A 12,698-nucleotide genomic window follows, 5' to 3' on the forward strand; every position below is an offset into this window, starting at 1 on the left:
GGGAAGGAAGCAAAACATGTCGGATGAAAAATTTGATGCCATCGTCGTCGGTGCTGGCGTAGCGGGAACGGTGGCGGCGTACATCATGGCAAAAGCCGGACTCGATGTTCTGGTCATCGAGCGCGGCAATAGCGCGGGCAGTAAAAATATGACCGGAGGTCGCCTCTACGCCCACGTGATTGAGCGCATTATGCCCGGATTTGGCGAGAAGGCACCCGTTGAACGCACCGTCACCCGCGAAAAAATCTCGTTTATGACGCAGGAAAGCGCGACCACGCTGGACTACCATCGCGAACAGGCAGATGCCCCTGCGCAGGCATCATACACCGTGTTGCGCAACCGTCTCGATCCATGGCTGATGGAGCAAGCCGAAGCGGCTGGCGCACAGTTCATCCCCGGCGTGCGCGTGGACGCGCTGATTCGTGAGGGCAACCAGGTGACGGGCGTGCAGGCCGGGGACGATATCCTCGAAGCCAACGTGGTGATCCTCGCCGATGGTGTCAATTCGATGCTGGGGCGTTCGCTGGGCATGGTTCCGGCCTCGTCAGCGCACCATTACGCCGTGGGCGTAAAAGAGTTGATTGGCCTCTCCCCGGAGCAAATCAACGACCGTTTTAACCTGTCCGGAAATGAAGGCGCGGCGTGGCTGTTCGCCGGTTCACCGTCAAACGGCCTGATGGGTGGCGGGTTTCTCTATACCAATCGCGACTCCGTCTCTCTCGGGCTGGTATGCGGACTGGGCGACATGGCTCACGCGCAGAAAAGCGTGCCGCAGATGCTGGAAGATTTTAAACAACATCCTGCCGTTCGTCCGTTGATTCAGGGTGGCAAGCTGCTGGAGTACTCGGCGCACATGGTGCCGGAAGGCGGGCTGGCAATGGTGCCGGAACTGGTCGGCGACGGCGTGATGATTGTCGGTGATGCCGCAGGCTTTTGCCTGAACCTCGGATTCACGGTGCGCGGAATGGATTTAGCCATCGCCTCTGCCGAAGCGGCGGCACAGGCAGCGATTACCGCCAAAGAGCGCAAGGACTTCTCAGCCCGCACGCTGGCGCACTACAAACGCGAGCTGGAGAAAGGGTGCGTTATGCGTGATATGCAGCATTTCCGTAAGATCCCGGCGCTGATGGAGAATCCGCGCCTGTTCACCCAGTACCCGCGAATGGTGGCGGACATCATGAATGACATGTTCACCATAGATGGCAGCCCGAATCAGCCGATGCGCAAAATGATCCTGTCGCATGCAAAGCAGGTCGGGCTGATGAATCTGCTGAAAGATGGCATTAAGGGAGTCACGGCACTATGAGTCAGGAAAATCTCGTTAACGTCGACGTCAAACTTGGCGTCAATAAATTCCATGTGGATGAGGGGCATCCGCACATCATTCTGGCGGCAAACCCGGACAACAAAGAGTTTCAAAAATTGCTGAACGCCTGCCCAGCCGGACTCTATAAGCAGGATGAAGCGGGCACGATTCACTTCGATTACGCAGGCTGTCTGGAGTGCGGAACCTGCCGGGTGCTGTGTGGTGAGACGATCCTCGAAAAATGGGAATATCCCGCTGGTACCTTTGGCGTGGATTTCCGCTACGGCTGATGAACACTCATGCCGGAAAGTAACGCCTGGCGTCTTATCCGGCTGACAGAGACCTTTTTACCCACTGGATTGACCGGGAACCTCCGATGAGTGTCACATTAACGTTTAATGCCGGGCGGCGTGACGTATACCGCAAGCTTGGCTTTTGGGGCGATGCCTCGCTGGGAGACTACTGGCAGCATACCGCGCGCAGCGTGCCAGATAAAATCGCCGTCGTGGATAACCACGGTACGACATTCACCTACGCCGCACTCGATCATGCGGCAAGCTGTCTGGCGAGCTGGATGCTGGCGAATGGCATTCAGCCCGGCGATCGCGTCGCTTTTCAACTTCCTGGCTGGTGCGAATTTACCGTTATCTATCTCGCCTGCCTGAAAACCGGCGCGGTATCCGTTCCCCTTCTGCCCGCCTGGCGTGAAGCCGAGCTGGTCTGGGTGCTGAACAAGTGTCAGGCAAGATTGTTTTTCACCCCGACCGTGTTTAAACAGACGCGTCCGGTCGATTTGATCCTGCCTCTGCAAAGCCAGTTGCCCCATCTGCAACACGTGGTTGGCGTCGACAAACTGGCGCCGGCGACGACCTCGCTCGCCCTCAGCCAGATAGTGGCGAACAACGCGCCACTTGCCCGTCACATTCAGGTTCACGGTGACCAACTGGCCGCGGTGCTGTTTACCTCTGGCACCGAGGGATTACCAAAAGGGGTCATGCTCAGCCACAACAATATTCTCGCCAGCGAGCGGGCCTACTGCGCCCGGCTGAATCTGACCTGGCTTGATGTCTTTTTGATGCCGGCGCCGCTGGGACACGCCACCGGTTTTTTACATGGCGTGACGGCACCGTTTCTGATCGGCGCGCGCAGCGTGCTGCTGGATATATTTAGCCCAAAAGCCTGCCTTGATCTGCTGGAACAACAGCGCTGTACCTGCGTGTTAGGGGCTACGCCGTTCGTTTACGATCTCTTGTGCGTTATGGAACAACAGCCAGCCGATCTCTCTTCGCTGCGTTTCTTTTTGTGCGGCGGAACGACTATTCCGAAGCGCATTGCACGCGACTGCCAACAGCGCGGCATCAAACTGCTCAGCGTCTATGGCTCAACCGAAAGCTCACCGCATGCGGTGGTGAATCTTGACGATCCGCCGTCCCGTGTGATGAATTCCGACGGCTATGCGGCGGCGGGCGTGGAGATCAGGATTGTTGACGACGCGCGTAACCCCGTCCCGGCGGGCGTTGAAGGGGAAGAGGCGTCGCGTGGGCCGAACGTGTTTATGGGCTATCTCGATGAGCCAGAATTAACCGCCAGGGCGCTGGACAGTGAGGGCTGGTACTATAGCGGCGATCTTTGTCGCATGGACGAGGCGGGTTACATTAAGATAACCGGTCGCAAGAAAGATATTATCGTTCGGGGCGGTGAAAACATCAGCAGTCGCGAGGTGGAAGACATTCTGTTGCAGCATCCCCGCATTCACGATGCCTGTGTGGTTGCTATGCCGGATGAGCGATTAGGCGAGCGTTCCTGTGCTTACATCGTGCTAAAAGCGCCGCATCATTCATTATCGCTGGAAGAAGTGGTTGCCTTCTTTAGCCGTAAACGGGTGGCGAAATATAAGTATCCGGAACACGTCGTGGTGGTTGATAAATTACCCAGAACGGCATCCGGGAAAATCCAGAAGTTTCTGTTGCGCCAGGACATCATTCAGCGATTAGCGGCAGAACCTGTTGAGGGATAAATTGCCGGATGGCGGTGTTGCGCCATCCGGCATCGTGGTGAATCACTGTAGGCCTGATAAGCGTAGCGCATCAGGCATCGAGGTGAATCATTGTAGGCCTGATAAGCGTAGCGCCATCAGGCATCGAGGTGAATCACTGTAGGCCTGATAAGCGTAGCGCCATCAGGCATCGAGGTGAATCGCTGTAGGCCTGATAAGCGTAGCGCCATCAGGCATTATGTTACTTCTTCAGTTCCGCCAGGCTCAGCCAGGTCTGGACGACGGTATCCGGGTTCAGCGACAGACTGTCGATCCCCTCTTCCATCAGCCATGCGGCAAAGTCTTCGTGGTCAGACGGGCCCTGACCGCAAATCCCGACGTATTTGCCCTGCTTCTTCGCAGCGCGAATCGCCATCGACAGCAGCGCTTTCACCGCATCGTTACGCTCATCAAACAGCTCAGACACCACACCAGAGTCACGATCCAGACCCAGCGCCAGCTGCGTCATGTCGTTTGAGCCTATCGAGAAACCGTCGAAGTATTGCAGGAACTGTTCAGCCAACAGGGCGTTGGATGGGATCTCACACATCATGATGATCTTCAGTCCGTTTTCGCCGCGTTTCAGCCCCTGACGCGCCAGCTCTTCCACTACCGCTTTGGCCTGCTCAACGGTACGTACGAATGGGATCATGATTTCGACGTTAGTCAGCCCCATGTCATTACGCACGCGTTTCACCGCGTCGCATTCCAGCGCAAAGCAGTCACGGAAGCTGTCTGAGACATAACGGCCCGCGCCGCGGAAGCCCAGCATCGGGTTCTCTTCTTCCGGCTCGTAGCTTTCACCCCCCACCAGATTCGCGTACTCATTCGACTTAAAGTCTGACAGACGCACAATCACCCGTTTCGGGTAAAACGCGGCGCCGAGGGTGGCGATCCCTTCCGTCAGGCGACCTACGTAGAATTCACGCGGAGAATCAAAACCTTTCATCATCTCGCGGATTTCGTTCTGCAGTTTGGCATCCTGATCGTCAAACTCCAGCAACGCACGCGGGTGGACGCCAATCATACGGTTGATGATAAATTCCAGACGCGCAAGGCCAACGCCTTCGTTTGGCAGACAGGCGAAGTCAAACGCGCGATCCGGGTTACCGACGTTCATCATCACCTTCAGCGGCAGATCCGGCATGGTATCGACGCTGGAGCTTTTCACGCTGAAGTCGAGCAGGTCTGCATAGACGTAGCCCGTATCCCCTTCCGCACAGGAAACGGTGACTTTTTCACCGTCTTTCATGCGTTCGGTCGCATCGCCACAACCCACGACCGCCGGGATCCCCAGCTCACGGGCGATAATCGCGGCGTGACAGGTACGACCGCCGCGGTTGGTCACAATCGCCGCCGCTTTTTTCATGATCGGTTCCCAGTCCGGGTCGGTCATGTCGGTGACCAGCACATCGCCAGGCTGAATGCGGTTCATCTCACTGATATCATGGATAACTTTAACTTCACCCGCCCCGATACGGTGGCCGATAGCACGCCCTTCAGCAATGATTTTGCCCTGCGCGTGCAGCGTATAACGCTCCATCACCTGACCGCGAGAACGCACGGTTTCCGGACGCGCCTGGACGATGAACAGCTTGCCGGTATGACCATCTTTCGCCCACTCGATGTCCATCGGACGACCGTAGTGTTTCTCGATCTGTACCGCCTGCTTCGCCAGTTCCTGCACTTCGTCGTTGGTCAGGGAGAAAATGTCGCGGCTTTCCTGCGGCACATCTTCAATGGTGACCTGCTTACCGTGTTCCTGGGTCGGCGCATAGACCATACGGATTTTTTTCGAGCCCATTGTGCGGCGCACTATCGCCGGACGATTAGCCGCCAGGGTCGGTTTATGGACATAGAACTCATCCGGGTTGACCGCGCCCTGCACCACCATCTCACCCAGACCCCATGCCGAGGTGATGAACACTACCTGATCAAAACCGGATTCGGTATCGATAGAGAACATGACCCCGGAGGAGGCCAGATCGGAGCGCACCATCCGCTGAACCCCCGCAGAGAGCGCTACACCACGGTGATCGTAACCCTGGTGAACACGATAGGAGATCGCACGGTCGTTAAACAGCGAGGCGAACACGTGCTTCACGGCGACCAGTACGGCATCAAATCCCTGGACGTTGAGGAAGGTTTCCTGCTGACCGGCAAAAGAGGCATCCGGCATATCTTCCGCCGTTGCGGAAGAACGCACGGCGAAAGACGCATGTTGATCATCCGCCGAGAGCTGCGCGTAGGCATCGCGGATGGCATTTTCCAGCTCCGGCTGGAAAGGAGTGTCGATAATCCACTGGCGGATCTGCGCGCCAGCCTTCGCTAACGCAGTAACATCGTCAATATCCGTCTGATCCAGCAGTTCATAAATGCGCTGGTTTACACCGCTTTGGTCCAGGAACTGGTTAAACGCATCGGCGGTGGTTGCAAAACCATTCGGTACCGAAACGCCCATACCGGAAAGGTTAGTAATCATTTCACCCAGGGAGGCATTTTTGCCCCCAACTCTGTCTACATCATTCATGCCGAGTTGGTTATACCAAAGCACCAGCGGTGACGAGCCATTGTTGGACATCGAACAATCCTTTTGTGATAAATGAACGAGTTTAGGAAAAGCTTAATTACCTATTTATCTTTGCATATTTAATCCGCTGAAAAAAACGGTGAATCGTTCAAGCAAATAACTTTTTTATTTTTTCGGACAGTTTACCCATTTGCGCAAACCCGCGAATGACGGGCGATCCCCACAAAATGTGTCGGTATAAACTTCTGTTCCAGAGAATGAAATGTACTTTTCATAAAATATAAAAATACCATTTCATTTTCAAAATAAGCGTTATTTTCTACGCTTCAGAGGAATTTTAATTTATGCTTTCAGAGAATTATGACTGCCTTTCAGGGTGTGAAAATGGATAATGCTGTAGATCGTCATGTATTTTATATTTCTGATGGAACGGCTATTACCGCTGAAGTGCTGGGTCATGCGGTAATGTCACAATTTCCCGTCACTATCAGCAGCATTACGCTGCCGTTTGTCGAAAATGAGAACCGCGCCCGTGCCGTTAAGGACCAGATCGACGCGATTTTTCAACAAACGGGCGTGCGTCCGCTGGTGTTCTATTCGATTGTGTTGCCAGAAATTCGCGCCATCATCCTGCAAAGCCAGGGTTTTTGTCAGGATATTGTGCAGGCGCTGATCACCCCCCTGCAACACGAAATGAAGCTCTACCCCACGCCGATTGCGCATCGCACGCATGGGCTGAACCCGGGTAACCTGAACAAGTACGATGCGCGTATCGCCGCCATCGATTACACCCTTGCCCACGATGATGGCATCTCGTTGCGCAACCTCGACCAGGCGCAGGTGATTTTGTTAGGTGTTTCACGCTGTGGAAAAACGCCCACCAGCCTCTATCTGGCGATGCAATTTGGCATCCGTGCGGCGAACTATCCTTTTATAGCCGACGACATGGACAATCTGGTTCTGCCTGCATCGTTAAAACCCCTGCAGCATAAGCTGTTTGGCCTGACGATTGACCCTGAACGTCTGGCCGCCATTCGCGAAGAGCGCCGGGAAAACAGTCGCTACGCCTCCCTGCGTCAATGCCGTATGGAAGTGGCTGAAGTCGAGGCGCTTTATCGTAAGAACCAGATCCCATGGTTGAACAGTACCAACTATTCGGTTGAAGAGATCGCTACCAAAATCCTCGATATCATGGGTCTGAGTCGACGCATGTACTAACAAACTAGTTCGCGAGTTCTGTTTTTTTGTTATCATACTGTTCTGCCGCGAGGTGTGACACACCTCGCACTTGAAATCAGCAGGGATTGGTTTAAGGTTGTGCCCATCACTTCCCGGTACCTCTGCCGTAGAAGCCACAAATTTCTGAGAATTGTCATGAACAGAACCGATGAACTGCGTACCGCGCGTATAGACAGTCTGGTCACGCCCGCTGAGCTTGCGCAACGGCATCCTGTGTCGTCCGCCGTCGCCAGCCACGTCACTGACTCCCGACGCCGGATAGAAAAAATATTGAATGGTGAAGACCGCCGCTTGCTGGTTATTGTCGGCCCATGCTCCATTCACGATCTCGATGCCGCACTGGAGTATGCCACGCGTTTACAGGCACTGCGCACGCAGCATCAGGCGCGTCTTGAAATCGTCATGCGCACCTATTTCGAAAAGCCCCGTACTGTTGTCGGCTGGAAAGGTCTCATCTCCGACCCGGACCTCAACGGCAGCTATCGCGTGAACCACGGCATTGAACTGGCGCGCAAACTGCTGTTGCAGGTCAATGAGCTCGGCATCCCGACCGCCACGGAATTTCTCGATATGGTGACCGGGCAATTTATTGCAGACCTGATCAGTTGGGGCGCGATTGGCGCGCGTACCACCGAAAGCCAGATCCACCGTGAAATGGCCTCCGCACTTTCCTGCCCGGTCGGCTTTAAAAACGGCACCGACGGAAATACCCGTATTGCCGTTGATGCGATCCGTGCCTCTCGCGCCAGCCATATGTTCCTCTCGCCGGATAAAACCGGGCAGATGACCATTTATCAGACCAGCGGCAACCCGTATGGTCATATCATCATGCGCGGCGGCAAAAAACCGAATTACCACGCTGACGATATTGCCGCAGCCTGCGATACGCTGCATGAGTTCGATTTGCCGGAGCATCTGGTCGTCGATTTCAGCCACGGCAACTGCCAGAAACAGCACCGCCGCCAACTGGAGGTCTGTGATGACATTTGCCAGCAGATCCGTAACGGTTCAACGGCCATTGCCGGAATTATGGCGGAAAGCTTCCTGCGCGAAGGTACGCAGAAAATCGTCAGCGGGCAACCGCTGGTCTACGGTCAGTCGATCACCGATCCTTGCCTTAGCTGGGAAGACACTGAACTGCTGCTGAGCAAACTGGCTTCAGCGGTGGACAGCCGCTTCTGAACGTTTGCCCATCCGGCCAGGGTGGGCAACGCTTCCCCCCCTTTTCGCTCATCATCTCATTGCTCAGCTTGAACAACTGACTTCCAGACGTTTGCCCCAGTCCGGCGGACGATGGCTGTAGTCATCATTGCGTTCGCGAAAAGGCTCCCGCAGTACGACGTGCAGGCGATGTAGCTCGCTCATATCGCCTTTTTCCGCCGTCTCAATGGCGCGTTGCGCCAGCCAGTTGCGCAGTACCACGGACGGATTGGCGTTCAGCATCAGCGACTGGCGTTCGGCATCATCGACGCCATCACGCTGCAGGCGCGTTCTGTAACGTGAGAACCAGTCGTCAAAGGCAGCACGATCGATAAATTCATCACGCAGGGGCGATGCACTACTCTGCTGTTCGGTGACACTGAGCATGCGGAAAGTACGGGTATAGTCGCTACGCTCGCGGGCCATCAGGCTGAACAATTCGTTCAGCAGATCGTTGTCATCTTTTTGTTCGGTCATGAAGCCCAGTTTTTGGCGCATCCGCTGACCGTAGCGCGTCAGTAGCGCCACCTGGTACCCGTCGAGGGCATCATTGAGCGCCTCAACGGTGATGAATGGCGACAGGCTTTGCGCAAGGCGCTGGAGATTCCATAAACCTACCGCCGGTTGATTATCAAAGCTGTAGCGCCCCTGGTGGTCAGAATGGTTACAGATGAACCCCGGCTCATAGTCATCCAGGAAACCAAACGGACCGTAGTCCATCGTCAGCCCGAGGATCGACATGTTATCGGTGTTCATCACCCCGTGCGCGAAACCCACGGTTTGCCAGTCTGCGATCAGTGACGCGGTCCGCGCGACCACGTCGCGAAACCAGAGAATGTACTTATCGGCGTCTTGCTGGAGATGCGGCCAGTAATGGCGAATGGCGAAATCCGCCAGTTGCTGAACTTTTTCCGGCTCGCGGCGATAATAGAAATGCTCAAAATGACCGAAGCGCAGGTGGCTTTGCGCCAGTCGCATCAGCATCGCCCCCGCCTCCACCGTTTCGCGGTACACCGGCGTCTCACTGGTAACCATTGCCAGCGCACGGGTGGTCGGGATCCCCAGGTAGTGCATCGCTTCACTGGCAAGGCTTTCACGGATCGTGGAACGCAATACCGCACGGCCATCGCCCATACGCGAATACGGCGTCAGACCCGCGCCTTTCAGATGCCAGTCCATCGTGCTGCCATCGGCAAGCAGCTGCTCACCGAGCAGAATGCCGCGTCCGTCGCCCAGTTGTCCCGCCCAGACGCCGAACTGATGACCGCTATAGACCTGCGCCAGCGGAGACATCCCCGGCAACAGCGCTTCGCCGCCCCAGACACCCGCCGGGCTGTCAGGATGAAAAAGTGAATCGGGAATGCCCAGTTTTTCGGCAAGTGCTTCATTGTGCCAAATCAACCGCGAGTTCTGCAGCGGCGTTGGCGACAGGGCGGTAAATGTTGCCGGCAGTTCATCGCGCCAGCGGGCGGTAAAAGACAGGGTCATAGGGCCTCCTGTCTGTAGTGTAGACGGTTAATACCGGCATAAACACCAGCAAACAGAAAGGTTATCCGTGGAGTAACTGGGTTATCTGACTGGCGGTGACGGCTGGCCACAAACCGCCCTGCATCGCACCAAAACCAAATGGCGTTACGCGGGTCAACATCGCCTCGCTGTCGATACCCGCAATCATCAGCGATTCACAATAGGGGGAAACTTGCGTGAGGATAGCGCGCATGAACGGTTCGAAAGAGAGTTGCGTGGCCCGACGATGGACAAAATTCCTGTCCAGGATAATACGTTTAAATAATCCATCAAATATGGCTTTGTTGGTACTTTCTCCTGCACCGAAATTGGCCAGTACCAGCGGAAAACGTTCGGCCAGCGCATTCAGCGTTTTATTCGCTTTCCCGTTAACCAGTTCGGGAAAACTCTCATTAATCATGAGTTCAAGAAATGAAAATCGTTTGACGGCAGAAATGCTTTCGTTATCCATTATTAATAACGGCACAACCTCCGGGGTTATATAAATCCAGGCAGTAAGCTTATGCTGAATAAAAAAATGTTGGCACGTTTCGAGCAGGGCCAGTTTTTCGATAAAAAGCTGACATTGTTCTTCGGGAGAAAGCCGCGGGAGCACCAGTTCCGTTGGAATGCGAATCTGGCTATCTTCACTGACAAAGTTTGCGATGATACTTAAACCGACAAGTTTACGTTGAACATTGCGGGCGGGCTGAAAATAGAGTTCAGAATGATACACATTATCCAGTGAAATATTCATCACGGCAGCCCCACACACAGGGAGTGATTCGGCAACCTATTACACAGGATGTCGTCATCCATCTTTTTTAATGCCAGAGGAGAAATGTTCATGTTGTCCTTTTCACCCGGAGACCCGGTTCCTTAGCTTTGAGCTTATCCTGATTATAAACGCTTATCCAGTATTGTTCTTTTCCCGACAATAAAAGCGAGGTGCGCCCTTAATCAGAAATAACGGCCTGCGACTAAATCCGTCTCGCCTGCCAAAAGTTTTTCCGCCAGTACACATTATCCAGCGACGAGCGCATCACACCACGGCTGGTTGAGGCATGAATAAACTGACCGTTGGTATCATAAATACCCACATGTAAACCACTCTCTCCCGATCCGGTTTTAAAAAAGACCAGATCGCCGGGCAGTAATTCGTCTTTATCAATTTGCGTCCCCAGTTTTGCCTGTTGACGGGTTTCACGCGGTAATTGCAAAGAGAACTGGTCACGCATGGTCATCAGTACAAAGCCAGAACAATCCACGCCACCGCGGCTCATACCGCCGTAACGATAAGGTGTTCCGCGCCAGGTCTGGAGCTGGTCATTTAACCCGGCAATCACGGTGATGGAATCAGAGAGCCGGGCATTGGGTGGCGGCGCTCGGTGGCTACTACATCCTGCCAACAACAGTGCTGTGCAAAAAAGAAACCAGAAACGCATTCAGGCGAATCCTCTGTATTTTTATTCTTCACCCGTCATGGCGGGTCATTACGCGGTTTTTCAAGAAACCATTTCGTTTAAGTGGTTGATATAAGCATTCTGTGGCCTTCGATGTCAAGGCGTCGGAAGTGCAGACCATAAGCACGCGTTAAATGTACAGGGGTTAGTACTTCATCACGCGGACCGCTGGCGAGCAGTTCCCCATGTTTGAGCAGCCACGCCCGGTGCGCATGACGTAAAGTATGATTCAGGTCATGACTGCTCATCACGATGGCAATTCCCTGCTGACACAGGCGGCTCAGAATGCGATCCAGCGCATTTTGCTGCGCGACGTCAAGGCTGTTCATGGGCTCATCGAGTAGCAGGAGCTGCCCCTGCGGATTGGTTTCCGGCGCGATTTGCAGGATCACCGCAGCAAGACGTACGCGCTGCCATTCACCGCCGGAGAGTTCCTTCGCATTACGCCCGAGTTTGTCTGCCAGCCCCAGCGACTCGGCCACTGCTGTAAGCTGGTCAGTGCGCGTTTTGTCCGGCTGATGCAGCGTCAGGAAGTGCCATACCGGCATCGCGAAGGGCGGATTCTGCTGCTGCGCCAGATAAGCGCGATGGCGGGCAAGTCTGGCTGCGGGCCACGATGCCAGATCCGTACCGTCCAGAGTGATCGCGCCCGCTCCGCTGGTTAACCCTGCCATTCTCGCCAGCAGCGTGCTCTTCCCGGCGCCGTTCGGCCCCACCAGATGCAGGATCTCTCCTGCCCGAATCTCGCCGGACAGAGGCCCTAACCGGCCCGATTCCGCCACATCCTGTAACTGCATCAGTGAAGACATTATTTATCCAGGGCGAGTTTGATACTTTCCATCACAATCGGATCTTCCGGCGTCATGTCCGGAGAGAAACGCTGGATCACCTTGCCGTCACGGCCTACAAGGAACTTCTCAAAGTTCCACAGGATATCGTCCGGATAAAGCGGCGCACGCCCTTTGCTGGCCATTCGCGCATAGAAGCCGCTCTCTTCAGGGGCCACTGCCGTCGGTGCCGCCTCAATCAGCTTCTGGTACAGCGGATGACGCCCCTCCCCGTTTACCTCAATCTTGCTGAACATCGGAAAGGTCACGCCCCAGGTTGTCGCGCAGTAAGTCTTGATCTCGTCTTCGCTGCCAGGTTCCTGCCCAAGAAACTGATTGCAGGGAAAGCCCAGCACCATAAAGCCACGATCGGCCCACGCTTTCTGAATATTTTCCAGTTGCTCATACTGTGGGGTGAGGCCACATTTTGAGGCCACATTAACAATCAGCAGAACATTTCCTGCGTATTTCTCAAGCGTGGTCACTTCGCCATCAATCGTTGTCACTACCGTGTTCAGAATCGAGTCTTGCATAGCCTCTCCAGAATCATGAGTGTTTCACTACCAGCTTCTAATCATAGACCGTCTTGCCG

General features: G+C 54.8%; 11 protein-coding genes. 5 read left to right on the plus strand and 6 right to left on the minus strand.

Features of this window, described 5'->3' with window-relative positions; all coding sequences use genetic code 11:
• The first annotated feature begins 16 nt into the window (after window positions 1-16).
• The 3 genes from QNN88_RS06310 (at window position 17) to fadK (ending at window position 3,323) form a co-directional block, all read left to right on the plus strand.
• On the plus strand, window positions 17-1,306 hold the full coding sequence (locus QNN88_RS06310) for an FAD-dependent oxidoreductase (RefSeq protein WP_414239460.1): 1,290 nt from the start codon (window positions 17-19) through the stop codon (window positions 1,304-1,306).
• Window positions 1,303-1,596 carry a ferredoxin family protein gene (locus QNN88_RS06315; protein WP_414239461.1) on the plus strand — a complete coding sequence of 98 codons (294 nt, stop codon included), beginning with the start codon at window positions 1,303-1,305 and terminating at the stop codon, window positions 1,594-1,596. Before QNN88_RS06310 ends, QNN88_RS06315 begins: the two co-directional genes overlap by 4 nt.
• An 86-nt stretch (window positions 1,597-1,682) precedes the next feature.
• Complete coding sequence (fadK, locus tag QNN88_RS06320; protein WP_414239462.1) at window positions 1,683-3,323, plus strand: medium-chain fatty-acid--CoA ligase; 1,641 nt, start codon at window positions 1,683-1,685, stop codon at window positions 3,321-3,323.
• Window positions 3,324-3,543: 220 nt separating this feature from the next.
• Here the strand turns inward: fadK and ppsA are convergent, their stop codons facing one another.
• Entirely contained in the window at window positions 3,544-5,922 is a 2,379-nt protein-coding gene (ppsA, locus tag QNN88_RS06325; protein WP_414239463.1) for a phosphoenolpyruvate synthase, read from the minus strand.
• Between the two features lie 333 nt (window positions 5,923-6,255).
• On the opposite strand from ppsA, the gene ppsR reads away from it, so the two are divergent.
• Window positions 6,256-7,089 carry a posphoenolpyruvate synthetase regulatory kinase/phosphorylase PpsR gene (gene ppsR / locus QNN88_RS06330; RefSeq protein WP_414239464.1) on the plus strand — a complete coding sequence of 278 codons (834 nt, stop codon included), beginning with the start codon at window positions 6,256-6,258 and terminating at the stop codon, window positions 7,087-7,089.
• Between the two features lie 156 nt (window positions 7,090-7,245).
• Window positions 7,246-8,292, plus strand: a complete 1,047-nt coding sequence (gene aroH / locus QNN88_RS06335; protein ID WP_414239465.1) for a 3-deoxy-7-phosphoheptulonate synthase AroH — start codon at window positions 7,246-7,248, stop codon at window positions 8,290-8,292.
• A 63-nt stretch (window positions 8,293-8,355) separates the two neighbouring features.
• Here the strand turns inward: aroH and selO are convergent, their stop codons facing one another.
• The 5 genes from selO to QNN88_RS06360 form a co-directional block, all read right to left on the minus strand.
• The gene (selO, locus tag QNN88_RS06340) at window positions 8,356-9,798 is read right to left on the minus strand and encodes a protein adenylyltransferase SelO (protein WP_414239466.1); all 1,443 of its coding nucleotides are present in this window, start codon (window positions 9,796-9,798) and stop codon (window positions 8,356-8,358) included.
• A gap of 61 nt (window positions 9,799-9,859) precedes the next feature.
• Entirely contained in the window at window positions 9,860-10,573 is a 714-nt protein-coding gene (locus QNN88_RS06345; RefSeq protein WP_414239467.1) for an EAL domain-containing protein, read from the minus strand.
• A gap of 223 nt (window positions 10,574-10,796) precedes the next feature.
• The gene (locus QNN88_RS06350; RefSeq protein WP_414239468.1) at window positions 10,797-11,261 is read right to left on the minus strand and encodes a C40 family peptidase; all 465 of its coding nucleotides are present in this window, start codon (window positions 11,259-11,261) and stop codon (window positions 10,797-10,799) included.
• A 77-nt stretch (window positions 11,262-11,338) separates the two neighbouring features.
• Window positions 11,339-12,088, minus strand: a complete 750-nt coding sequence (btuD, locus tag QNN88_RS06355; RefSeq protein ID WP_414239469.1) for a vitamin B12 ABC transporter ATP-binding protein BtuD — start codon at window positions 12,086-12,088, stop codon at window positions 11,339-11,341.
• Window positions 12,088-12,639 carry a glutathione peroxidase gene (locus QNN88_RS06360; protein ID WP_414239470.1) on the minus strand — a complete coding sequence of 184 codons (552 nt, stop codon included), beginning with the start codon at window positions 12,637-12,639 and terminating at the stop codon, window positions 12,088-12,090. Before QNN88_RS06360 ends, btuD begins: the two co-directional genes overlap by 1 nt.
• Window positions 12,640-12,698: the final 59 nt, after the last annotated feature.

Source organism: Citrobacter sp. ANG330, from assembly GCF_047467925.1.
Classification (GTDB): Bacteria; Pseudomonadota; Gammaproteobacteria; order Enterobacterales; family Enterobacteriaceae; genus Citrobacter_A; species Citrobacter_A amalonaticus_G.